Below are 22,230 nucleotides of genomic sequence, written 5' to 3' on the forward strand. Positions count from 1 at the left end.
AGCGGCTCAGTGCTCCGTCCGGGGCTTCTCGGTGGGGGCCGCCGCGTCGTCGCCGGGCTGGTCACCGGCGCCGTGTCCCTCGTCCCCGCCGTGGTGACCGAAGGGCAGGAAGTGCATGATCACCGCGAGGACGGCGCCGACGAGCAGACCGATCAGGAACGAGAAGAACGTGTTGATCAGCCAGCCCAGAACTCCACCGACGGCGGCGATCCCGGCGACGGCCTCCTCGAGGTGATGGACGAAGCCGTAGGGCTGAGCGAGTCCCAGATCGTGGGTGCCGACCAGCAGGATGTGGCCGCCGACCCACAGCATCGCCACCATGCCGACATAGCTGATGATGTCCATGACCACGGGCATGGCCCGGACCAGAGAGTTGCCGATGCGCTGCTTCGCCGCCGAGTTCTCCTCGGCGGCCATGGCCAGGCCCACGTCGTCCATCTTCACCAGGATCCCGACCGTTCCGTAGACCAGGACGGTGATACCGAGCGCGATCACCACGAGCACCGCGGCGCGGGTCCAGATGTCGGGTGCTTCGACGGAGTTCAGCGAGATCACCATGATCTCGGCCGAGAGGATGAGGTCGGTGCGGACGGCGCTCGAGACGATCTTCTTCTCCGCGTCGGCGCCCTTCGCGGCGGCCGGGGCCTTCTTCGGCGTGCCGCTGACCAGCTCCCAGATCTTCTCGGCGCCCTCGAAGCTCAGATACAGGCCGCCGAGCATGAGTATCGGGGTGAGCAGGAAGTCCGCGAACGTGCTGAGCAGCAGCAGGACCGGCAGGATGAACACGAGCTTGTTGACCAGCGAACCCTTGGTGATCCGCCAGATGATCGGGAGCTCGCGCTTGGGCTTGATGCCCTGGACGTACTGCGGGGTCACGGCCGTGTCATCGATCACCACGCCGACGGCCTTGGATCCGGCCTTGGCGGAGGCGGCGGCGATGTCGTCCGTACTGGCCGCGGCCAGCCTCGCCAGGGCGGCCACGTCATCGAGCAGTGCGGCGAGTCCACCGGCCATGCTGGTTCCTTCCCTGAGGGCGCGGCCGCCCCGGTGGCGACCCGGGTCAGGATACCGGGGATCGCTCCTTTGTCTGCCCGCAGCGGAATGAAGCTCGGGGTATCTCGACGCGGTCGTCGTCGCGGTGCCACAGTTGGTGCATGGATATCGCACTCATCGGAGGACATGGCAAGGTCGCGCTCCTGGCGGAGCCGCTGCTGTCGACGGCAGGACACACCGTCAACGCGGTGATCCGCGACCCGGATCAGAGCGCTGACGTCGAGGCGGCCGGTGCCCGACCGGTCGTGGCCGACATCGAGACCCTCGACGCCTACGGCTGGGACGAGCTGCTGCGCGGCAACGACGCAGTGGTGTGGGCCGCCGGCGCCGGGGGCGGCAACCCCGAGCGCACGTGGGCCGTGGACCGCGGGGCCGCGATCGCCTCGATGGAGTCCGCCCGGCGCGTCGGTGCGACGCGCTACGTGATGATCAGCTACTTCGGAGCCGGGCCGGATCACGGCGTCTCCGAGGACGACCCGTTCTTCGCCTACGCCGAGTCCAAGGCCCAGGCCGATGCCCACCTCCAGGGCACCGAGCTGGACTGGACGATCCTCGCCCCGTCGGGTCTCACCCTCGACGAGCCCACCGGGCGGATCGAGGTGGGCGTCCCCGAGGGCGGTCACGTCTCGCGCGGGAACGTCGCCCGCACCATCGTGGCCGCGCTCGAGCGGCCCGGCACCATCGGGAAGTTCCTCGCCTTCAACGACGGCGACCAGGAGATCGGCGCCGCGCTCGACGCGGCGATCTGACCCCGCTCCGGTTCCCCGGCCCACGGCCCCGGCATCGCCCGATGCCGGGGCCGTGGCGCGTCCATGGGCCCCGGCATGCCCTGCCCTGACCTGACCTGCACGAGTGCCGTACCGTGAGGGGTTTGCTCGCAGAAGGAGGATGTGTGGACGTCGTACGGCGGTGGGCGGCGGTTCTCTCGCTCGCGATGGGGATCTTCGTCCTGATCACGATCGAGGAGCTGCCGATCGGGGTGCTCAGCGTGATGGCACCGGACCTCGGGGTCAGCGAGGGCGTCGGCGGCCTGGCCGTGACCGTCCCCGGCATCCTCGCCGGCGTCGTCGCCGTCGTGACCCCGGTGGTCGTCGGCACCCTGGACCGACGGATCGTACTGGTGATCGCCCTGGTCTCGGTGGTGGTCTCCTGCGCTCTCAGCGTCATCGCCCCGAGCTTCACCATGCTCCTGCTCGCCCGGCTCTTCGCGGGCATCGCGATCGGCCTGTACTGGGCCGTGATGGCAGTCGTGGCCGTCGGACAGGTGCCGCGAGAGCAGACCGCCCGGGCGCTGACCGTCGCGTTCGCGGGCTCCGGGAGCGCGCTGGTGATGGGCGTGCCGGTGGCCACGTGGATCGGCACCCACCTGGGCTGGCGGGAGGCCTTCGGCGTGGTCGGCGGCGTGGCCGCCCTGGTCGCCGTGGCGATCGCGGTGCTGGTGCGGCCGGTGCACTCCGCGGTCAAGGTCACCCCGGCGATGATGCTGGTCGCCGCGCGCACCCGTGGCGTCCGGTACGCCGTCGCGCTGACCGGGCTGGTGGTCATCGCCCAGTTCATCACCTACAGCTACGTCAGCCCCATCCTGCTGGAGCGGGCAGGGATCGCCGTCACCGACATCGGCCCGATGCTGCTGACCTTCGGCCTCGCCGGCCTGCTCGGGAACTTCGCCGTGGCGCCGGTGCTCAGGCGCAGCGCACCGCTGGGCGTGCTCGTCGTCTCGGCCGGGCTCGGTCTGTCGCTGCTGGCCGTGGTGGCGCTGATGCAGGGAACCGTCTCGGCATTGGCGATCATGCCGGTGTGGGGACTCTTCGCCGGCGCCGCCCCCGTCGCCATCCAGGCATTCGTCGGCACCGAGGCGCAGGACGTCATGGAGGAGGGGACCGCCCTGAACAGCGCCGTGTTCAACACGGCGATCGCCCTCGGCGCCCTGATCGGCGGGCTGATCATCGACGCCGCCGGCCAGACCACCATGATCCTGACCTCGGCCGTGATGGTCGGGGCCGGGGTGGCAGTGGCCGTGCGGTACCTCGTCAGCCGATGATGCGCATCGTCTCCGCGCCGCGGGGAGCGTCCTCGCGCACCTCGACGTCGGAGACCCGAGCGGCGGGTGGGCCCTGACGCAGCCAGTCGACCATCGCCTCGACCGCGTCCCCGGCGCCCTCCACGTCGGCCTCCACCGTGCCGTCCAGCAGGTTGCGCACCGTGCCGCCGACCCCGAGACGCTCCGCCTCGGCGGCGGCCGACATCCGGAAGCCGACGCCCTGGACCCTGCCGCTGACCCGCACGATCCGGCGGACGTCGTCAGCGCCTGCCATCACGCGTTGTCCCCTCCCGTGTCGGAGGCCTGGGGCGGCGCCTCCTCGCCGGCCGCGTCGGCATTGTCGTCCCACTGCCAGCCCGCGATCTCGGGGACGTCCTCCCCGTGCTCGTACGCATACGCCCGGGCGCGCACGCGGAGGTCGGACATCTGCTGGCGCAGCCCGGCGTAGCGGGTGGCCAGGCCGGCCCGGTCGATCACGTCCATGACCAGGTGGTAGCGGTCGGCATCGTTGCGCATCAGCATGTCGAACGGCGTCGTGGTGGTGCCCTCCTCCTTGTAGCCGCGCACGTGGACGCGGCCGATGCGGTCGTGACGGTAGGCCAGGCGATGGATGAGCCAGGGGTATCCGTGGTACGCGAAGATCACCGGCACGTCCTCGCCGAAGATGCCCTGGAAGTCGCGCTCGGAGAGCCCGTGGGGATGCTCGCTGTCGTCCTGCAGGCGCATCAGGTCCACCACGTTGACCACCCGCACTTTCAGCCCCGGCACCTGCTCCCGCAGGATCTTCGCGGCCGCGAGCGTCTCGATGGTGGGGATGTCCCCGGCGCAGGCGAGCACCACGTCGGGGTCCTCCCCGGTGACCTCCGTGCCGGCCCACTCCCAGATGCCCAGCCCGCGGGCGCAGTGGACAATCGCCTCGTCCATGCTCAGCCAGTTCGGGTTCGGCTGCTTGCCGGCGACGACCACGTTGACGTACTGGCGGGAGCGCAGGCAGTGGTCGTAGGTCGACAGCAGGGTGTTGGCATCCGGCGGCAGGTAGACCCGCACGATCTCGGCCTTCTTGTTGACCATGTGGTCGATGAAGCCCGGATCCTGATGGGAGAAGCCGTTGTGGTCCTGCCGCCACACGTGCGAGCTGAGCAGGTAGTTCAGGGAGGCCAGCGGCCGCCGCCACTCCAGCTCATTGGTGACCTTCAGCCACTTGGCGTGCTGATTGACCATCGAGTCGACGATGTGGATGAAGGCCTCGTACGAGGAGAACATGCCGTGGCGGCCCGTGAGCAGATACCCCTCCAGCCAGCCCTGGCACTGGTGCTCGGAGAGCATCTCCATCACCCGGCCCGTCGGCGCCAGGTGCTCCTCGCGGTCGTGCGGCTCGAACTCGGCGTTCCACTGCTTGTCAGTGACGTCGTAGACCCCCTGGAGCCGGTTCGAGGCGGTCTCGTCGGGCCCGAAGATCCGGAAGCTGTGGGGGTTCTGGGCGATGACATCGGTCAGCCAGGTGCCCAGGACCCGGGTCGCCTCAGCGGTGGAGGCGCCGGGATAGGGGACCTCCACCGCGTAGTCGCGGAAATCGGGCAGCCGCAGGTCCTTCAGCACGGAGCCGCCGTTGGTGGCCGGGTTGGCGGACATCCGCAGTTCACCCTCCGGGGCCGCGGCGGCGATCTCGGCGCGCAGGGCGCCGGACTCGTCGAACAGCTCCTCGGGGCGATACGAGCGCAACCAGGAATCCAGATCGGCCAGGTGCTCCTCGGTGTCGCGGGCGTTGGGCAGGGGCACCTGGTGGGAGCGCCACGAGCCCTCGGTCACCTTGCCGTCGATGGTCTTCGGTCCGGTCCAGCCCTTCGGCGAGCGGAAGATGATCATCGGCCAGGCCGGTCGCGTCGTCTCCCGCCCGGCCTCGGCGTCCTCGCGGGCCTGCTGCTTGATCTGCGCGATCTGGTCCAGGGCCGTATCGAGCACCTCAGCGAAGCGCCGGTGCGCGGCCATCGGATCCTCGTCGTCGAAGCCGCCGCGGAACAGCAGCGGGGTGTGCCCGTAGCCCCGCATCAGGTCCTCGAGCTCGTCGTCGCCGATACGGGCCAGGACGGTGGGGTTGGCGATCTTGTACCCGTTCAGGTGCAGGATCGGCAGCACCACCCCGTCGGTCAGCGGATTGAGAAACTTGTTGGAGTGCCACGAGGTGGCCAGCGGACCGGTCTCCGCCTCTCCGTCCCCCACCACGGTGAAGGCGATCTCGTCGGGCCGGTCGAACATGGCGCCGTAGGCGTGGGAGAGGGCGTAGCCCAGCTCTCCGCCCTCATGGATCGATCCCGGGGTCTCCGGGGCCACGTGCGAGGGGATCCCGCCGGGGAAGGAGAACTGCGTGAACAGGCGAGCCAGTCCTCGCTCGTCCCGGCTGACGGCGGGGTAGACGTCGGAGTAGGTGCCCTCGAGGTAGCTCGCGGCGACCAGTCCCGGACCGCCGTGCCCGGGGCCGGTGATGTACATGGCCTTCAGGCCGCGCTGGGAGATCGCCCGATTGGCGTGGGCGTACAGGAACGTCAGGCCCGGAGTGGTGCCCCAGTGCCCGAGCAGACGCGGCTTGACGTGCTCGCGCTGCAACGGGCGGCGCAGCAGCGGATTGTCCTTGAGGTAGATCTGCCCGACCGAGAGGTAGTTCGCTGCCCGCCACCACCCGTGGAGCCGCTCGAGCTCCTCGTCGGTGGGGGTCTCGGCGGGGGAGTTCGGCCAGCTGGCAACGGTGGTCATGGCGCCTTCCTGCAGCTCGGGCAACAGAGATCCCGGAGGGGATACGTTCACGGTACGACCCGGACCGGGCCGGCGGAAGGGACCTCCGGCCCGCTCGTGCGATGGACCGGCCTCGCTACTGTGGGCCGACAGCGACGGAGCCGACGAAGCCGAGGAATCGAGGGGAGTGCCGCATGAGCGTCGAGCGGGTCACGGTCGTGATCGCCACCCGCAACCGCGGCGACGAGCTCGTGGAGCACCTCGGTCACCACGAGGCCCCCGTGATCGTCCTGGACAACGCCTCCACGGACGGCACCGTCGCGGCGGTGCGCGGCGCCCATCCCCACGTGCGCCTCGTGACGCTGCCCGAGAACATCGGCGCGCAGGCACGCACCATCGGAGCCGAACTGGCCACCACCGACTACGTCGCCTTCGCCGACGACGACTCCTGGTGGGCGCCCGGGGCGCTGGCGCGAGCCGTCGACGTCTTCGATGCCCACCCGCGGCTCGGGCTGATCGCGGGCTCCATCGCCGTGGGGCCCGAGGAGCGCCCGGACCCGCTGAACGCCGTGCTCGCCGCCTCCCCGCTGGGCACTGCGGACGACGCGCCCGGCCCGCTGCTGCTCGGCTTCGTCGGCTGCGGGGCGATCGTGCGTCGGGACGCGTTCTTGGAGGCGGGCGGCTTCGACGACGTGATCCGCTTCCCCGGGGAGGAGGATCGGGTGGCGCTGGACCTGTTCGACGCCGGCTGGCAGCTGAGCTACGTGCCCGAGATCCGCGCCCACCACCACCCCTCGCCCCATCGCGAGTCCGCCCGGCGCCGTCAGACCGAGGCGATCCGCAGCCGGATCCTCACCGCCCTGCTGCGCCGTCCGTGGTCGGGAGTGCGGGCCGAGGTCGTCACGGCGCTGCGCTCGGGGACGCGCGGCCGATGGGGCCTGCTGGGTGCCCTGCGCCGCGCCCCGGCCGCCCTGCGGCGGCGGCGCCCGGTCTCGCCCTCGACCGAGGCCGCCCTCGCCCTGGTGCGCTCCGGACCCGCTGCGCGCCCGGCCCGCTCGGCGTCGGACGAGGAGCGGCGATGAGTCCCGACGAGCGGGTGGCGGTCGTGATGATCACCTACAACCGGCGCGACGAGGCACTGCTGGCGATCTCGCGATTGCGGGAGCTGCCCGAGCAGCCGCACGTGGTGGTCGTGGACAACGGCTCCGAGGACGGCACCGCCGAAGCCGTCCGGGAGCGGTTCCCCGAGGTGGACCTGGTGGCCAGTGCCGTGAACCTGGGAGCCGTCGGGCGCAACGTGGGCCTCGAGCGGGTCGGGACGCCGTTCGTCGCCTTCTGCGATGACGACACCTGGTGGGAGCCGGGCTCCCTGCGCCGGGCGGCCGACGCGCTCGCCGAGCATCCCCGCCTCGGGGTGGTCACCGGCAGGATCCTGGTCGAGCCGGGCGGACGCGAGGACCCGATCAACGCCGAACTGCTCCATTCGCCGGTCGAGGGCCCGCCGTGGATGCCCGGCCCGACCCTCGGCAGCTTCCTCGCCGGTGCCTCGATGGTCCGCCGCAGCGCCTTCCTCGCGGCCGGCGGCTTCAGCGAACGGCTGTGGCTCGGCGGGGAGGAGGAGCTGCTGGCGGCCGACCTGGCGACCGCCGGCTGGGAGCTGGTCCACCTGCCGGACGTGATCGTCCATCACCAGGCCTCCACGCAGCGTGACCCCCGGCTGCGCCTCCGGCACGGGCTGCGCAACACCCTATGGTTCATCTGGCTGCGCCGGCCGCTCGGTGCGGCGCTGCGGCGGACCCGCGACGTGCTGGCCACGGCACCGCGCGATCGGCTGACCGCACTGGCGCTCTGGGACGCGCTGCGCGGAGCCGGCTGGGTGCTGCGGCAGCGGCGCCCCCTGCCGGCCAGGATCGAGCGCCGCTTCCGGGCGCTGGAGGAGGCTCAGCGCCGCAGCACCGCCCGGCGCTACGGCAGACCCAGCGGGCCCCGACAGCGCCGCGGCGACCGGTAGTGCCGACGCGGCGCGCGACCCGCCGGCGGACGCGCGACCCCGCCGGCGGTGGACCCGGTTTGTGCCCTCCGCCGCTGACCGTGAGGATGGGGGCATGGCTTCGATCACCTTCAAGAACACTCCCGTGACCACCGTCGGCGAGCTGCCCGCCCAGGGCTCCCCGCTGCCGGCCTTCGAGCTCGTCGGCCAGGACCTCGGGCCCGTCTCCAGTGCGGACCTCGCCGGCAAGCGCATCGTGCTGAACATCTTCCCCTCGCTCGACACGGGCACCTGCGCGACCTCCGTGCGAAAGTTCAACGAGCTCGCCGCCTCGCTCGAGAACACCGTGGTCGTGTGCGTGTCCAAGGACCTCCCCTTCGCCCAGGCCCGCTTCTGCGGCGCCGAGGGCATCGAGAACGTCGTCACCGGCTCCGCGTTCCGCTCCAGCTTCGGCGAGGACTACGGCGCGACCATGAGCGACGGCCCGCTGGCCGGCCTGCTCTCCCGCGCCGTCGTCGTCGCCGACGCCGACGGCAACGTCGTGCACACGCAGCAGGTGGCCGAGGTCGCCGAGGAGCCGGACTACGACGCCGCGGTCGCCTCCCTGAGCTGACCGTCCTGGCCCCGACCGTCCCGGCGCGAGCTCCCGCTCCTGACGCGACCCGCGCGCGGGGCCCGGGTGCCCGGACCACGCCCGCGCGGCAGTAGGCTCGGACGTCGTGGAACCCGTCTCGCTGATCGTCCTGCTGGTGATGGGCACCCTCGCCGGAGCGATCAACGCGGCGGTGGGCTCGGGGTCGCTCCTGACGCTGCCGGTGCTGCTCGCCCTCGGCATGCCACCGGGGACCGCCGTGCGCACCAACACGGTCGGCATCCTGTTCTCCACGATCGGCTCGACCCTCGGCTACCGCCGGGAGATCGCCGAGGAGAAGGGCAATCTGGCGCCGCTGGTCCTGGTCACGGCGCTGTGCGCGGGCCTCGGCTCGATCCTCCTGCTGCTCTCGCCCGCCGAGGCGCTGGACGTGGTCGTGCCGGTGCTGATCGTCGTCGCCCTCGCTCTGGTGATCTTCCAGAAGCGGCTCACCGCCGCGATCCGCGCGCGGCAGGATCGGCGGGCCGCGCGCGCGGCGTCGGCTCCGCAGCGCAGCCCGTACCGGTCACCCGGTCTCGTCGGCGCGATGGGCGCCGCCTCCGTCTACGGCGGGTACTTCACCGCTGCCCAGGGCATCCTCTACCTGGGGATCCTCGGTGCCCTGACGGGGCGCACGATGGGGTCGGTCAACAGCATCAAGAATCTGATGAGCCTGGTGGTCAACGTCGCGGCCGCGGCCGTCTACGTGCTCGCGCACTTCCTGATCGGCTCCGAGATCGTGTGGCCGGCGACCGCGGCGATCGCCGTCGGCGCCCTGCTGGGCGGCTACTTCGGTGCGCACCTGGCCAAGAAGCTGCCCGACTGGCTGCTGCGCGGGATCATCGTGGTCGTCGCGCTGGTCGCGATCGTCCGCCAGATCACCGGCTGAGGAACGGCAGGACGCGTGCGAGCACCTCGTCGGGCGGGGACAGGGTCCCGCCGTGGTCCCGGCCGGGCAGGGGGACGAAGGCGGCGCCCGGCATCGTCTCCGCCGCGTGCCGGGACTCCTCGAACCGGGGATGGTTCTCGGTCCCGGTCATCCACAGCGTCGGGACCTCACAGGCGGCGAGGACCGTCTCGGAGACGCCGGGGGTGGCGTCCGTGGCGGTCAGCAGAGCCGCCATCGCCAGCGGGTCCGCGGCCAGGAACGCCTCGCGGGTGGCGCGGGCCCGGCGCGAGCTGACGTCCGGCCCCAGTCCCTGGCCGGCGCAGAACGCCTCCATCCCGCCCTCGCGCACCGCGTCGATGACGCCCGGGAAGAACACGGAGTCCACGGCCCCGCGCTGCGCTGCGGCGGAGCCGCCCAGGCACACCAGATGGGTGACCCGCTCGGGATGCTCGAGCGTCGCGGCGAGGGCCACGCGCGCCCCCAGCGAGTACCCCATCAGGCCGGCCCGGTCCACGTCCTCCGCCTCCAGCACGGCCAGCAGGTCCGCGACGAACCGATCCTGGGCGTAGCTCGAGCTCTCGTGCGGCTTCTCGGAGCCTCCGTGACCGCGCAGGTCCACCCGGATCACGGTGTGCTCGGCCGCCAGCGGCGCGAGGTAGCCCAGCCCGCGCCAGATCGCCCGCGACAGCACCGACCCGTGCAGGAGCACCAGGGCCGGCCCGGACCCGGAGACGTCGTAGCGCAGCCGGACCCCGTCGGCGGGGGAGTGGACGAGGGGCACGGGATCCTTCCGGCGGTGGGCGGTGGGCGGTGAGGGTGTGCGGGGCCGAGCGGCGGGACGAGTCCGGCCCGGTCCGCACTGCGGGCCGGGCCGGACTCCAGGACGCTCAGGGGAGGGGAGGCCTCACAGGGCCGCCGAGATCTCCTCGAGGATCCGGTTGAACGTCGGCGAGGGGCGCATCACCGATGCGGACTTCTCCAGATCCGGGCGGTAGTAGCCGCCGATGTCCGCCGGGGAGCCCTGCACCGCGATCAGCTCCTCGGTGATGGTGTCCTCGGCATCGACGAGCTCCGTGGCGATGGGCTCGAAGGCGGCCTTCAGCTCGGTGTCCTCGCTCTGCTGGGCCAGTTCCTGCGCCCAGTACAGGGCGAGGTAGAAGTGGCTGCCGCGGTTGTCGATGGTGCCGAGCTTGCGCTGCGGGGACTTGCCCTCGTGCAGCAGCGTCTCGGTGGCCCGATCCAGCGCGTCGGCCAGCACCCGCGCCCGGTCGTTGCCGGCGGTGCGGGCCAGGTGCCGCAGCGACTCGGCCAGGGCCAGGAACTCGCCGAGCGAGTCCCACCGCAGGTAGTTCTGCTCGACCAGCTGCTGGACGTGCTTGGGGGCGGAACCTCCGGCGCCCGTCTCGAACAGACCGCCGCCGTTCATCAGCGGCACCACCGAGAGCATCTTGGCGCTGGTGCCCAGCTCCAGGATCGGGAACAGATCGGTGAGGTAGTCACGCAGCACGTTGCCGGTCACCGAGATGGTGTCCTCGCCGCGGCGCACGCGCGCCAGGGTGTGCCTGGTCGCCTCGATCGGAGCCATGATCCGGATGTCCAGGCCCTCGGTGTCCTCCTCGGCCAGGTACGCCTCGACCTTGCCGATGAGGTTGCGGTCGTGCGCTCGTGTCTCGTCGAGCCAGAACACGGCGGGCATCCCGGACTCGCGCGAGCGGCGCACGGCGAGCTGGACCCAGTCGCGGACGGGGGCGTCCTTGGTCTGGCAGGCGCGGAAGATGTCGCCCGCGGCGACCCCGTGGCTCATGAGCACGGCGCCGGAGGAGTCACGCACCTCGACCTGCCCATCGGCGGCGATCTCGAAGGTCTTGTCGTGCGAGCCGTACTCCTCGGCCTTCTGCGCCATCAGACCGACGTTGGGCACGGTGCCCATCGTGGTGGGATCGAAGGCGCCGTGGGCCTGGCAGTCCTCGATGGTGGCCTGGTAGACGCCCGCGTAGGACGAATCGGGGATCACCGCGAGGGTGTCCTGCTCCTGGTCGTCCTTGTTCCACATGTGGCCCGAGGTGCGGATCATCGCGGGCATCGACGCGTCGACGATGACGTCGGAGGGGACGTGGAGGTTGCTGATGCCCTTGTGGGAGTTGACCATCGCCAGATCCGGGCCGTCGGCCAGGTCCTGCTCGATGGCGGCCTTGATCCCGGCCCGCACCGACTCCTCGAGGTCCTCCGCACCGGCGAGGATGCCCCCGAGGCCGTTGTTCGGGGAGAGCCCCGCGGCCTCGAGCTGGTCGCCGAACTGGGTGAACAGCGTCGGGAAGAAGGCGCGCACGGCGTGGCCGAACAGGATCGGATCGGAGACCTTCATCATGGTCGCCTTCAGGTGCAGGGAGAACAGCACACCCTGCTCCTTGGCGGCGGCGATCTGCTCGCGCAGGAACGCGTCGAGCGCCTCGGCGCTCATCACGGAGGAGTCGACGACCTCACCGGCCAGCACCGGCACGGAGGGCTTCAGCACGGTCTCGGTGCCGTCGGCGCCGACGTGCACGATCGAGAGGGTGTCCTCGCCCTCGAGCACGACGGACTGCTCACGGGAGCGGAAGTCGTCCTGACCCATCGTCGCCACGGCGGTCTTGGAGTCCTCGCTCCACTGGCCCATCCGGTGCGGGTGGGCCTTGGCGAAGTTCTTGACCGCGGCGGGAGCGCGCCGGTCGGAGTTGCCCTCGCGCAGCACGGGGTTCACGGCCGAGCCCTTGACCGAGTCGTACCGGGCGCGGATGTCCTTCTCCTCGTCCGTGGAGGGGGACTCGGGATAGTCCGGCAGGGCGACGCCCTGATCCTGCAGCTCCTTCACGGCGGCCTTCAGCTGGGGGACCGAGGCGGAGATGTTGGGCAGCTTGATGATGTTCGCCTCGGGCGTCTTGGCCAGCTCGCCCAGCTCGGCCAGGGAATCGGGGACCCGCTGGTCCTCGGGCAGCAGATCCGAGAAGGCGGCGATGATGCGGCCGGCCAGGGAGATGTCACGCGTGGTGACGTCGATCCCGGCGGTGTCCGAGAAGGCGTCGAGGATGGGCAGGAACGATGCGGTGGCCAGCATCGGTGCCTCGTCGGTGTGGGTGTAGATGATGCGCGCCATGTGTCGCGGGGCTCCCTCGGGTCGGTGCGTCATGTGTCTTGACGTCAAGACTAATCGACGGCGGAACGGGGCCGGCGGCGTCGATCCGGTCGCCTCCACGGTACGGGACGCACCCGCCGGCACGCTCCTGGGGAGGACGGTCAGGACCCTGCGTCCGCCTCGGCCACCTCGACCGTCCACGGGTCGGAGAGGACGACGTGGGTGGCGCCCTCCTCGTCCACCGTGACCGCGAAGGCGTGCGCGTCGTACGGGCCGGCCTGCAGGGCGGAGCGGGTGCAGGTCATGCGCGTGGTCCAGGCCGTCTCGGACGTGGTCACTCCCTCCTCGCCGATCCATTGCAGGCCGATGTGGCCGGCGTTGCGTGCGCCGGCGACGACCGTGCCGGACTCGGGGGCGGTGAGCACCACTCCCTGGAGCAGGGCGCGGGTGCCGAGGTCCTCGGAGCTGATCGTGACCTCGGCGTCGACCCCCGCGCCGAGCTGATCCTCGGGGACGGCAGCAGGGACGCTGGTCTCCTGGTCGCTCACGGTGACGCTGAGCCCGTCCCCGTCGCCGACGGGCTCCAGCGGGGAACGGCAGCCCAGAGGGGAGAGATCGGCGGGGATCTCGCCCTCGGGAGCGGTGGCCGCCCCGGGGACCGGCTGCGGCGCCCCGTCGACGACGTCGAACAGGACGTCATCGGACGTGCTCCAGCCGGCGTCGTCCTCGCCGCGGTCGGGCCCGTCGATCCCGCCGCCCGAGAGGGCGAGCAGATACTGCCCGTCCGGCAGCGCGGCGTCGTCGCAGGTGCCCAGTGTCAGCCGGGCCGTCACGGCCGACGGTGCCGCGCCCTCGCCCGGGATCTCGACGCGCTCGCGCGCCACGATCGGCGGAGTCGGGGCTCCGTCGGTCCCCATCTCGTCGTACCCCTCGGCCGGCGCACCCCGGTTCGCCGGGTCGGCGGGGACGACGACGGCCTCGGGGACGAACCCGCCATAGCTGTAGCCGTCCTGGAGCTGGAACGGGCCGCTGACCACGATGTCGTTGCCGTCGGTCCGGACCGACTCCGCGGAGAGCACTCCGGGGCCGGCGGCGTGCTCGGGTGCGTCGGCGTCCCCGCCCGGGTCGCACAGCCAGGAAGGGTCCACCGCGGTGGTCTCGGCCTCGGCCACCGCGGTGGGATCCATCGGCTCCGCGGAGGGGGCGGGCTCGGTGGGCCGGTCTCCCGGCAGGGCGTCGCAGGCACCGAGCGCGAGCACCACAGCTGCGGCCGCCATCAGTCGCGCCGCACGGGTCCCGACCGGGTGCGCAGTATGCCCGGTCCTCTCGTGCCGGATCCCCACGTTCTCGTCCATCTCGCCCCTTCTCCATCCTCCGGCTCGCTCCCCGGATCCCCCGCGCCTGCCCGCGTGCCGCTCACAGCACCAGCAGCGTCACCGCCATGATCGCCATACCCGCGATCAGCGAGTAGATCACCGTGTGGTGCTCGCCGGTCTCCTCGGCCGCGGGGAGCAGTTCATCCAGCGAGACGAAGACCATCACCCCGGCCACGCCGGCGAGTATCGCTCCCATCGCGCCGCCGGTCAGCAGCGGGGCCAGCAGCAGGAACCCGATGACCGCGCCCGCGGGTTCCGCCAGGCCCGTCATCGTCGCCAACCAGAACGCCGTCCTCCGGGACCCGGTCGCACGGCGCACGGGCACCGCGACCGCGAGACCCTCGGGAATATTGTGCAGCGCGATCGCGGCGACCACGGGGATGGCGACCTCCGGGGCCTGCAGGGCGGCGACGAAGGTCGCGAAGCCCTCGGGCACGTTGTGCAGGGCCAGCGCGGCGGCGGTCACCACGCCGGTGCGCATCAGCCGTGCCTTCAGCGCCCGGTCGGCGACCTGCTCCTCGGGCTCGCGCACCTCGGCCCGCCCGGCGGTGCCGGCCATGCGGCCGGAGAACTCGTGCGGATTGACGGGCTGCGGCACCAGCCGGTCCAGCACGGCGATCAGGCCGATGCCGACGAAGAAGGAGAGCACGGCCACGCTGGTGCCGCGCCCCGTGACCTCTCCGCCGGCCGGCTCGCCGGAGAGGATCCGGGCTCCCTCGGGCATGAGCTCGACGAAGGACACGTAGAGCATCACGCCCGCGGACAGCCCCAGCCCGCCGGCCAGCATCTTCGGGCTCGTCCCGCGCCCCATCACCCCGAGCGCCGCCCCGATGCTGGTGGCCGCGCCCGCGACGAGGGTGAGCAGGAGGGCGACGAGCACGACTCGACCTTAACCGCCCGCGGCGCCCGTGCCGTGGCGCCGAGCCGCCAGCCCGGTGGGACCGGCGCGCCGTCGTCCCGCCGCTCTTCGTAGACTGCTCCCATGCCTGATCCCGCCCCCTTCCTCGCCGTGACCGATCTCCGCGGGCGCACGCTCAGCGCCTCGGAGCTGACGGCGGCCCTGCCGCGCGCCGAGCTGGACGTCGAGTCCGCGGCCCGGGCCGTCCGCCCCGTGGTCGAGGACGTCGCCGCGCGGGGCGCCGATGCCGTCCTGGACGCATCCGAGCGGTTCGACGGGGTGCGTCCCGAGCATCTCCGCGTGCCGCAGGCCGAGCTGGACAGAGCTCTCGATGAGCTCGATCCGCAGATCCGGGACGCGCTGGAGCAGTCCGCGGCCCGGGTGCGGGCCGTCGACGGTGCGCAGCAGCGCCCCGAGGAGACCGTGCAGGTCGTGCCCGGTGGCACCGTCTCCCAGCGGTGGGTGCCGGTGCGGCGCGTGGGCCTGTACGTGCCCGGTGGTCGTGCCGTGCTGCCCAGCTCCGTGGTGATGAACGTCGTCCCCGCCCAGGTCGCGGGTGTCGGCGAGATCGTGCTGGCCTCGCCGCCGCAGAAGGAGTTCGGGGGCCTGCCGCACCCGACGATCCTCGCGGCCTGCGCTCTGCTCGGCGTCACCGAGGTGATCGCCGCCGGCGGCGCCCAGGCGGTCGCACTGCTGGCCCACGGCGCCGAGGACGTCGACGGCGACGGCCCGCTCACGCCCGTCGACCTGGTCACCGGCCCCGGCAACGTGTACGTCGTCGCTGCCAAGCGCCTGGTGCGGGGCACGGTGGGGATCGACGCCGAGGCCGGTCCCACCGAGATCGCGATCCTCGCGGACCGAGCCGCCGAGCCCGCCTACCTCGCCGCCGATCTCATCTCCCAGGCGGAGCACGACCCGGCGGCCGCGAGCATCCTGGTCACCGACGCGCCCGAGCTCGTGGGCGCGGTCGAGGCGGAGCTCGCCCGGCAGGTGCCGCTCGCGCTCCACCGCGAGCGCATCGAGCAGGCACTGCGAGGGCCCCAGAGCGGGGCCGTCCTGGTCGAGGACATCGGTCGCGGGCTCGAGGTCGTCGACGCCTATGGCGCGGAGCACCTGGAGATCCACACTGCCGACGCCGCAGAGGTCGCCGCGCGCGTCACCAACGCCGGCGCGGTCTTCGTCGGCCCGCACAGCCCGGTCAGCCTCGGCGACTACGCCGCGGGCTCGAACCATGTCCTGCCCACCGGCGGCAGCTCTCGCTACAGCGGCGGCCTCGGCGTGCAGACGTTCCTGCGCGGGATCCACGTCGTGGACTACGACCGCGATGCCCTCGCCACGGCCCGCCCGGCGGCGACCACGCTCGCCGCCGCCGAAGGGCTGCCCGCGCACGGCACGGCGATCGACATCCGCTTCGAGCGTTGAGCCGGGCGGCGGCCCCGCCCGGCAGGTGATCGCCATGCGGTGGACGTCAGCGCCGAGTCATCCCCTCCTGAGGGCGTGAGAGCGCGCCTGCGTCCCGATTCCTGCGCTGCCGCGGTCCCGGACGGGCTCAGGGCGAAGAGCGCCGGCTTCCGTCGTCCTCGGTGTCGACGGCGGCGGGGGAGGCCTCCTCGGAGTCGGCGTTCGCCGACCCCGCGGCGCTCCCGGTGCCGGCCGCGAGGACCTCGACCCGTTCGCCGCGGGTGAGGAAGAGAGCCACGGCTCGCCAGCCGAGCATGCCGATCGCGGTGACCACGCCGGTGACGATGACGAAGGATGTCTCCGTGCCACCGCCGAAGAGGGTGCGGATCGCCATGGCCGTCGCGAGCATGATCGCCCACACGAACAGCCCGTGCGGCCACAGCCGGAACGGTGCACGCCAGGCACGGATCGCCAGGTGGCCCAGCAGCACGCCGACGGCGAACGGCCACCCCACCAGGAAGAGGTTCTGCGAGGTCAGCGGCGTGCCGTGCTGCACGAAACCGATCGCGACGAAGAGGATCACGACCAGCAGGTCACCGACCAGAGCACCCAGGGAGCGGAACATGCCCCCAGGGTAAGGGCGGCTCCCGCAGGGTCCTGACCGAGGAGAGGGCACGCGTGAGGCGGGCCACGGCGGCCCCCGCAGCCCGGACGGCAGGCTCGTCCCCGCCGCCGGCGTTCTACCATGGAGACCATGCCTGCGAACTCCGCTCCGACCACCGCCACCGCCGCGCTGCCCGTGCCGCGCGACGGGATCGTGGGCGCCGCTCCCTACGGCGCCCCGCAGCTCCCGGTCGAGCACGCGCTCAACGTCAACGAGAACCCGTACGGGCCCTCGCCGGAGCTGGCCGAGCACATCGGCCGCGCCGCTGCAGAGGCCGCGCGGGGCCTGAACAGGTACCCGGACCGCGAGGCGCTCGCCCTGCGCGGCGAGCTCGGCGAGTACCTCGCCGCCGAATCCGGCATCCCGGCACCGGCTCCCGAGGCGGTGTGGGCCGCCAACGGGTCCAACGAGGTCATGCACCAGCTGCTGCTGGCCTACGGCGGCCCCGGCCGCACCGCGCTCGGGTTCACCCCGCACTACTCGATGTACCCGGAGTACGCGCGCGACACCTACACCGGGTGGGTCACCGTCGAGCGCGGGCCGGCTCCGGAGTTCGCCCTGACCCCGCAGGCCGTGCGCGAGGCCATCGCCGTGCACCAGCCCAGCATCGTGGTGCTGACCAGCCCGAACAACCCCACCGGCACCGCGCTGACGCTCGACGTCGTCGAGGCGGCGGCCGCGGCGCTGGCCCCCGCGCGAGGTCTGCTCGTGGTCGACGAGGCCTACGGCGAGTTCCGCCGCGACGGGGTGGCCAGTGCCCTCACCGTGCTCGAGGATCACCCGAACCTGGTCGTCACCCGCACCATGTCCAAAGCGTTCGCCCTGGCCGGAGCACGCCTGGGATACTTCGTCGCCGACCCGGCGATCGTGGACGCCGTGCGGGTGGTGCGCCTGCCCTACCACCTCTCCGCCGTCACGCAGGCGGTGGCCCGCGCCGCCCTCGCCCACCGTGAGGAGCTGCTGGGCAAGGTCGCGCTGCTGCGCACCGAGCGCGACGCCCTGGCCGAGCACCTGATCGCCCGGGGCCACAGCGTGGCTCCGTCGGACGCGAACTTCCTCCTCATGCGCACCTTCGCCGACCGCGACGACGTGTTCGAGGCGCTGCTGCGGCGCGGCGTGCTCGTGCGCGCCGTCGGCCCCGCCGGCTGGCTGCGCGTCTCGGTCGGCACGCCCGAGAACAACGCCGCATTCCGCACCGCCCTCGAGGAGGCCGACCCCCGATGACCGACACCGCCGCACCCCGCTCGCCCCGCACCGCGAGCATCTCGCGCACCACCCGCGAGTCCTCCGTCGAGGTCACGCTCGATGTCGACGGAACCGGTCAGGTCGACGTCTCGACCACCGTCCCCTTCTTCGATCACATGCTGACCGCACTGGGCACCCACGCCCGCTTCGACCTCACCGTCCGGGCGAGCGGGGATACCGACATCGACGCCCATCACACCGTCGAGGACACCGCGATCGTGCTCGGTCGCGCGCTGCGCGAAGCCCTCGGCGACAAGCAGGGCATCTCCCGTTTCGGAGACGCCCTGGTCCCGCTGGACGAGGCGCTCGCACAGGCCGTGGTCGACCTCTCCGGCCGCCCGTACTGCGTCCACAGCGGGGAGAGCGAGGCCCAGGCCCACCACCTGATCGGCGGGCACTTCACCGGCTCGCTGACCCGGCACGTCTTCGAGTCCATCGCCCATCACGCCGCGATCTGCCTGCACATCCGTGTGCTCGACGGCCGCGACCCCCACCACATCGTCGAGGCTCAGTTCAAGGCGCTCGCCCGCGCGCTGCGCACCGCCTGCGCCCGCGACGAGCGCGTCCTCGACGTGCCCTCCACGAAGGGAGCCCTGTGAGCACTCCTGACCGCCCCGACCCCACCGAGGACCCGGGCGGCTCCGGCGACATCGACGCCGAGTTCGCCCGCCTGACCGAAGGCCTCTCCCTCGACGAGGGGGCGCCCCTGACCGTCGACGACGTGCTGTCCGACGGTGAGGACGACCAGGAGCCGACCCTCGCCGTCGTCGCCACGTCCGTGGCGTCGGCGAAGGCCCTGGCCGGTGCGATCCGCCTGGGCCGAGAGGCACGCACCGACGGGATCGACATCCCGGCCGCCACCCGCACCCTGGACACCCGCACGGGGGCCATCGCCGTGGGCGCCCTGCCCGAGAACACCGCCCACGACCTCGCGGCGATCGCCTCGACGGCACTGCAGCGCAACGGCATCGTGCTGTTCTGGCGCCGCGGCGACCGCATGACCGCCACTCGCTACCGCAACGGCGAGCGCGGCGAGGACGTCTCCCCGGCGATCGTGCTCGGCGCGGTCGACGACATCGTCGAGCAGCTCCTGCTGGGCGCGACGGGCCTGGACGAGCTGGACGAGGGGATCGACCCCGCGACGATCACCCGCACCGAGGCCCTGAAGTGGATCGCCTCCGGGAAGAAGCGCTCATGAGCGCGACCGGAGCCGAGTCCGCGGGGAGCGGTGCGGCGCAGCAGGACGCACCCCACGTGGTCGTCCTCGATCACGGCTCGGGCAACGTGCGCTCCGTGGTGCGCGCCCTCGAGGCGGCCGGTGCCCAGGTCGAGCTGACCGCCGAGCGGGACCGGGCCCTCGCGGCCGACGGACTCGTCGTCCCCGGCGTCGGCGCCTTCGAGGCGACCGTCGAGCAGATCCTCGGCGTCGGCGGCGACCGCATCATCGAGCAGCGTCTGGCCGGGGGCCGCCCCGTGCTCGGCATCTGCGTCGGTCTCCAGGTCATGTTCGACGCCGGCACCGAGCACGGCCGGCGCAGCACCGGCCTGGGCCAGTGGCCCGGCGAGGTGACCCGTCTGGAGGCGCCGGTGGTGCCCCACATGGGCTGGAACACCGTGGAGGCGGCAGAGGGGACGCAGCTGTTCGACGGCATCGGCGACGAGCGCTTCTACTTCGTCCACTCCTACGCGGCCCGGAGCTGGGTGATGGAGCAGACCGGCTCCCTCCCCGCACCGAAGGTGACCTGGGCCGAGCACCATGGCGACCGGTTCATCGCCGCGGTCGAGAACGGCGCCCTGGCGGCCACCCAGTTCCACCCCGAGAAGTCCGGCGAGGCAGGGGCCAGGCTGCTGGCGAACTGGCTGCGGACCCTGCCGCGCCGGGCGGCGGCGGGCAGCGGCGATGAGCACGCGCGATGATCGGCGCGTTCCTCATGCTGTTCGCCGGCGGCATGCTGCTCGGCGGCGCCTGGTCCTTCTTCCGGGCCAGGAAACCGTGGTGGGCGACCGTGGGATTCGCCCTGGCCGGTCTGGTCTGCTTCGCGGTCTCGATCTGGAGGATCCAGACCGGCTGAGCCGGCTCCATCCCCTCTCCCACAGCTCGACCCCCACCCCGCGGCACCGACCCCGGGACCACCCCGCCCCTCAGGAGGCCACTATGACCGCTCCCGTGCTCGAGCTGCTCCCTGCCGTCGACGTGCAGGGCGGCCAGGCCGTCCGCCTCGTCCAGGGTGAGGCAGGCACCGAGACCGCCTACGGCGCACCCCAGGACGCCGCGCTCTCCTTCCAGGCAGGTGGGGCGAGCTGGCTGCACCTCGTCGACCTCGATGCCGCCTTCGGACGCGGCAGCAACGCGTCCCTGCTGGCCGAGGTCGTGGCCACCGTCGATCTGAACGTCGAACTCTCGGGCGGGATCCGCGACGACGAGACCCTGGCCGCTGCGCTCGCCACCGGCTGCCGGCGGGTCAACCTCGGCACCGCCGCCCTGGAGAACCCGGAATGGACCGCCGAGGTGCTCGCCGAGCACGGGGACCGCATCGCCGTCGGCCTCGACGTGCGCGGCACCACGCTGGCGGCGCGGGGCTGGACGCGCGAGGGCGGCGACCTCTGGGAGACGCTCGAGCATCTCGACGAGGCCGGCTGCCAGCGCTATGTGGTCACCGACGTCGCCAAGGACGGCACCCTGCGCGGCCCCAACGTCGATCTGCTGCGCCAGGTGTGCTCGCGCACCGACGCGGCCGTGGTCGCCTCCGGTGGGGTCTCCTCCCTGGAGGACCTGCGGGTGCTGCGCGAGCTGGTTCCCGAGGGCATCGAGGGCGCCATCGTCGGCAAGGCCCTGTACGCCGGGGCATTCACCATGGGCGAGGCACTGGACGTCGCGGGGCGTGCATGAGCAGTGCCGCCTCCGGGACCGGTGAGCAGGACTCGCGCGGGGACCGGGCACGGCGCGTGCTGCCGTCCCATTTCCGCGAGAAGTCCGCACTGACCGACACCGCCGGGGTGCCGTGGGCCGGGCGCGACCATGCGGCCAGCCCCTTCCCGGGCGATGACGGCACGACTCCGCCTGAGCTCGCCCGGGCGCTGGCCGCCCATCGCGCGGGATCGGACCCGCATCGTCAGGCCCTGGTCGCCGCTCTCGCCGCCGCCCGCGTGCTGGTGCCGATCATGGCGGTCGCCGCCGGCACGGAGACCACCGCGCACGGCGTCCACGGCGACAACGGGGCGGATATGGCGATGGTCTCCCTCACCGCCCCCGACGGTGCCCGCGTGCTGCCGGTGTTCACCTCGGTCGCGGCGCTGTCCGCCTGGCGCACCGATGCCCGCCCGGTGCCCGTGATCGCTCCTCAGGCCGCCCAGGCGGCGGTGCAGGAGGGCTGCACCTCCCTGCTGCTGGATGCTGCGGCCCCGGCCGACGAGGGCGGCCCGATCCTGCTGCCGCGCTCGGTGCTGTGGGCCCTGGCCCAGGGCCGCACCTGGATCCCCCCGCACGCCGACCCGGAGGTCACCGCGGCCCTGACGCGCATCGCCGGAGCGACTGAGCACGTCAGGGCGCTGGACGCCCACGCGGGGGAGCGCAGCGAGGTCGACCTCCGGCTGCGGCTGCGACCCGGCCTGACCGAGACCCAGGTGCGCGCGGTCGTCGACGAGGTCTCCGCTCGCCTGGGCGCTGAGGAGCTCGTCGCCGAGCGCATCAGCTCATTGCGGCTCGTCCTCGGCTCCTGAGCTGCCGAGCTCCGCCTTCCCCGGTCCCTCCGGGCCCGGCCCGCCCGGTCCGGGCTGCGAGGTCAGGAGACGCGGCCCGTGTACTTCTCCCCGGGAGCTTCACCGGGAGCGTCGGGGAACGGCAGCGCCTCGGCGAAGGCCAGCTGCAGCGACCGCAGCCCGTCGCGCAGCGACCGGGCGTGCTCGTTGCCGATCTCGGGCGCTGCCGCGGTGACCAGACCGGCCAGCGCGGTGATCAGCTTCCGGGCCTCGGAGAGGTCCTGGTACTGCCCGGTCTCCTCGTCCTCGGCGAGTCCGACCTTCACCGCGGCGGCGCTCATCAGATGCACGCAGGCGGAGGTGATGATCTCCACCGCCGCCACCTCGGAGATGTCGCGCAGCGCCTCCGCGGAGAGGTCCTCGTCCAGTGGCGCGGGCGCGAGGGCGGCGTTGTGGTTCTGGGTCTCGTTCTGGTTCTCGTTCACGATGTCCTTCGGGGGT

Annotated in this window: 23 protein-coding genes; 14 read left to right on the forward strand and 9 right to left on the reverse strand. The window is 72.5% G+C overall.

The annotated features are described in order from the left end of the window. Positions 1 to 6: 6 nt before the first annotated feature. The gene (locus ACFQS2_RS08015; protein ID WP_377019362.1) at positions 7 to 1,014 is read right to left on the reverse strand and encodes a DUF808 domain-containing protein; all 1,008 of its coding nucleotides are present in this window, start codon (positions 1,012 to 1,014) and stop codon (positions 7 to 9) included. A gap of 140 nt (positions 1,015 to 1,154) precedes the next feature. On the opposite strand from ACFQS2_RS08015, the gene ACFQS2_RS08020 reads away from it, so the two are divergent. Together ACFQS2_RS08020 and ACFQS2_RS08025 are read left to right on the forward strand one after the other, a co-directional pair. Continuing rightward, positions 1,155 to 1,802, forward strand: coding sequence for an SDR family oxidoreductase (locus ACFQS2_RS08020; protein ID WP_377019361.1), 648 nt, complete (start codon positions 1,155 to 1,157; stop codon positions 1,800 to 1,802). 143 nt (positions 1,803 to 1,945) lie between these two features. Then, the gene (locus tag ACFQS2_RS08025; protein WP_377019360.1) at positions 1,946 to 3,094 is read left to right on the forward strand and encodes an MFS transporter; all 1,149 of its coding nucleotides are present in this window, start codon (positions 1,946 to 1,948) and stop codon (positions 3,092 to 3,094) included. Here ACFQS2_RS08025 and ACFQS2_RS08030 read toward each other — a convergent pair. After that, positions 3,084 to 3,368, reverse strand: a complete 285-nt coding sequence (locus ACFQS2_RS08030; RefSeq protein ID WP_377019359.1) for an acylphosphatase — start codon at positions 3,366 to 3,368, stop codon at positions 3,084 to 3,086. The two genes, ACFQS2_RS08025 and ACFQS2_RS08030, sit on opposite strands and share 11 nt — an antisense overlap. Next, a complete protein-coding gene (locus ACFQS2_RS08035; protein ID WP_377793301.1) occupies positions 3,368 to 5,845 on the reverse strand; it encodes a phosphoketolase in 2,478 nt (825 codons plus the stop codon). The genes ACFQS2_RS08030 and ACFQS2_RS08035 overlap by 1 nt, the downstream gene beginning before the upstream one ends. 173 nt (positions 5,846 to 6,018) lie before the next feature. On the opposite strand from ACFQS2_RS08035, the gene ACFQS2_RS08040 reads away from it, so the two are divergent. From ACFQS2_RS08040 to ACFQS2_RS08055, 4 genes are all read left to right on the forward strand, one after another. Continuing rightward, positions 6,019 to 6,906, forward strand: coding sequence for a glycosyltransferase family 2 protein (locus ACFQS2_RS08040; RefSeq protein WP_377793302.1), 888 nt, complete (start codon positions 6,019 to 6,021; stop codon positions 6,904 to 6,906). Continuing rightward, positions 6,903 to 7,835 (forward strand): glycosyltransferase family 2 protein, encoded by a 933-nt coding sequence (locus ACFQS2_RS08045; RefSeq protein WP_377793303.1) that lies wholly within the window; start codon positions 6,903 to 6,905, stop codon positions 7,833 to 7,835. The genes ACFQS2_RS08040 and ACFQS2_RS08045 overlap by 4 nt, the downstream gene beginning before the upstream one ends. Before the next feature lie 94 nt (positions 7,836 to 7,929). Further along, the gene (tpx, locus tag ACFQS2_RS08050; protein WP_377793304.1) at positions 7,930 to 8,427 is read left to right on the forward strand and encodes a thiol peroxidase; all 498 of its coding nucleotides are present in this window, start codon (positions 7,930 to 7,932) and stop codon (positions 8,425 to 8,427) included. 106 nt (positions 8,428 to 8,533) lie between these two features. Next, positions 8,534 to 9,334, forward strand: a complete 801-nt coding sequence (locus tag ACFQS2_RS08055) for a sulfite exporter TauE/SafE family protein (protein WP_377793305.1) — start codon at positions 8,534 to 8,536, stop codon at positions 9,332 to 9,334. On the opposite strand, the gene ACFQS2_RS08060 is transcribed toward ACFQS2_RS08055, so the two are convergent. The 4 genes from ACFQS2_RS08060 to zupT form a co-directional block, all read right to left on the reverse strand. Further along, positions 9,324 to 10,115 carry an alpha/beta fold hydrolase gene (locus ACFQS2_RS08060; protein ID WP_377793306.1) on the reverse strand — a complete coding sequence of 264 codons (792 nt, stop codon included), beginning with the start codon at positions 10,113 to 10,115 and terminating at the stop codon, positions 9,324 to 9,326. The two genes, ACFQS2_RS08055 and ACFQS2_RS08060, sit on opposite strands and share 11 nt — an antisense overlap. Positions 10,116 to 10,238: 123 nt before the next feature. Then, positions 10,239 to 12,467, reverse strand: coding sequence for an NADP-dependent isocitrate dehydrogenase (locus ACFQS2_RS08065; RefSeq protein WP_377793307.1), 2,229 nt, complete (start codon positions 12,465 to 12,467; stop codon positions 10,239 to 10,241). A 140-nt stretch (positions 12,468 to 12,607) separates the two neighbouring features. After that, on the reverse strand, positions 12,608 to 13,801 hold the full coding sequence (locus ACFQS2_RS08070; RefSeq protein ID WP_377793308.1) for a hypothetical protein: 1,194 nt from the start codon (positions 13,799 to 13,801) through the stop codon (positions 12,608 to 12,610). 61 nt (positions 13,802 to 13,862) lie between these two features. Beyond that, positions 13,863 to 14,702 (reverse strand): zinc transporter ZupT, encoded by an 840-nt coding sequence (zupT, locus tag ACFQS2_RS08075; RefSeq protein ID WP_377019350.1) that lies wholly within the window; start codon positions 14,700 to 14,702, stop codon positions 13,863 to 13,865. A gap of 102 nt (positions 14,703 to 14,804) precedes the next feature. Here zupT and hisD point away from each other — a divergent pair, with 102 nt between their 5' ends. Continuing rightward, a complete protein-coding gene (hisD, locus tag ACFQS2_RS08080) occupies positions 14,805 to 16,142 on the forward strand; it encodes a histidinol dehydrogenase (protein WP_377793309.1) in 1,338 nt (445 codons plus the stop codon). Positions 16,143 to 16,269: 127 nt separating this feature from the next. Here the strand turns inward: hisD and ACFQS2_RS08085 are convergent, their stop codons facing one another. Beyond that, entirely contained in the window at positions 16,270 to 16,746 is a 477-nt protein-coding gene (locus ACFQS2_RS08085) for a DUF3054 domain-containing protein (RefSeq protein WP_377793310.1), read from the reverse strand. 129 nt (positions 16,747 to 16,875) lie between these two features. Between ACFQS2_RS08085 and ACFQS2_RS08090 the strand changes: the two genes are divergently transcribed. The 7 genes from ACFQS2_RS08090 to ACFQS2_RS08120 all read left to right on the forward strand — a co-directional run bounded on the left by ACFQS2_RS08090 (position 16,876) and on the right by ACFQS2_RS08120 (position 21,750). Beyond that, positions 16,876 to 18,009, forward strand: a complete 1,134-nt coding sequence (locus ACFQS2_RS08090; protein ID WP_377019347.1) for a histidinol-phosphate transaminase — start codon at positions 16,876 to 16,878, stop codon at positions 18,007 to 18,009. Beyond that, positions 18,006 to 18,629 carry an imidazoleglycerol-phosphate dehydratase HisB gene (hisB, locus tag ACFQS2_RS08095; protein WP_377019346.1) on the forward strand — a complete coding sequence of 208 codons (624 nt, stop codon included), beginning with the start codon at positions 18,006 to 18,008 and terminating at the stop codon, positions 18,627 to 18,629. Before ACFQS2_RS08090 ends, hisB begins: the two co-directional genes overlap by 4 nt. Continuing rightward, on the forward strand, positions 18,626 to 19,228 hold the full coding sequence (locus tag ACFQS2_RS08100) for a hypothetical protein (RefSeq protein WP_377793311.1): 603 nt from the start codon (positions 18,626 to 18,628) through the stop codon (positions 19,226 to 19,228). The genes hisB and ACFQS2_RS08100 overlap by 4 nt, the downstream gene beginning before the upstream one ends. Continuing rightward, positions 19,225 to 19,947 (forward strand): imidazole glycerol phosphate synthase subunit HisH, encoded by a 723-nt coding sequence (hisH, locus tag ACFQS2_RS08105; RefSeq protein WP_377793312.1) that lies wholly within the window; start codon positions 19,225 to 19,227, stop codon positions 19,945 to 19,947. Before ACFQS2_RS08100 ends, hisH begins: the two co-directional genes overlap by 4 nt. Beyond that, entirely contained in the window at positions 19,944 to 20,102 is a 159-nt protein-coding gene (locus tag ACFQS2_RS08110; protein WP_377019343.1) for a hypothetical protein, read from the forward strand. Before hisH ends, ACFQS2_RS08110 begins: the two co-directional genes overlap by 4 nt. An 83-nt stretch (positions 20,103 to 20,185) precedes the next feature. Further along, a complete protein-coding gene (priA, locus tag ACFQS2_RS08115; RefSeq protein ID WP_377019342.1) occupies positions 20,186 to 20,920 on the forward strand; it encodes a bifunctional 1-(5-phosphoribosyl)-5-((5-phosphoribosylamino)methylideneamino)imidazole-4-carboxamide isomerase/phosphoribosylanthranilate isomerase PriA in 735 nt (244 codons plus the stop codon). Next, entirely contained in the window at positions 20,917 to 21,750 is an 834-nt protein-coding gene (locus tag ACFQS2_RS08120) for an SseB family protein (protein ID WP_377019341.1), read from the forward strand. Before priA ends, ACFQS2_RS08120 begins: the two co-directional genes overlap by 4 nt. A 62-nt stretch (positions 21,751 to 21,812) precedes the next feature. On the opposite strand, the gene ACFQS2_RS08125 is transcribed toward ACFQS2_RS08120, so the two are convergent. Beyond that, complete coding sequence (locus ACFQS2_RS08125; RefSeq protein ID WP_377019480.1) at positions 21,813 to 22,157, reverse strand: DUF1844 domain-containing protein; 345 nt, start codon at positions 22,155 to 22,157, stop codon at positions 21,813 to 21,815. Positions 22,158 to 22,230: the final 73 nt, after the last annotated feature.

Origin of the sequence: Brachybacterium sp. GCM10030267 (assembly GCF_042666875.1) — a bacterium.
Lineage (GTDB): Bacteria > Actinomycetota > Actinomycetes > Actinomycetales > Dermabacteraceae > Brachybacterium.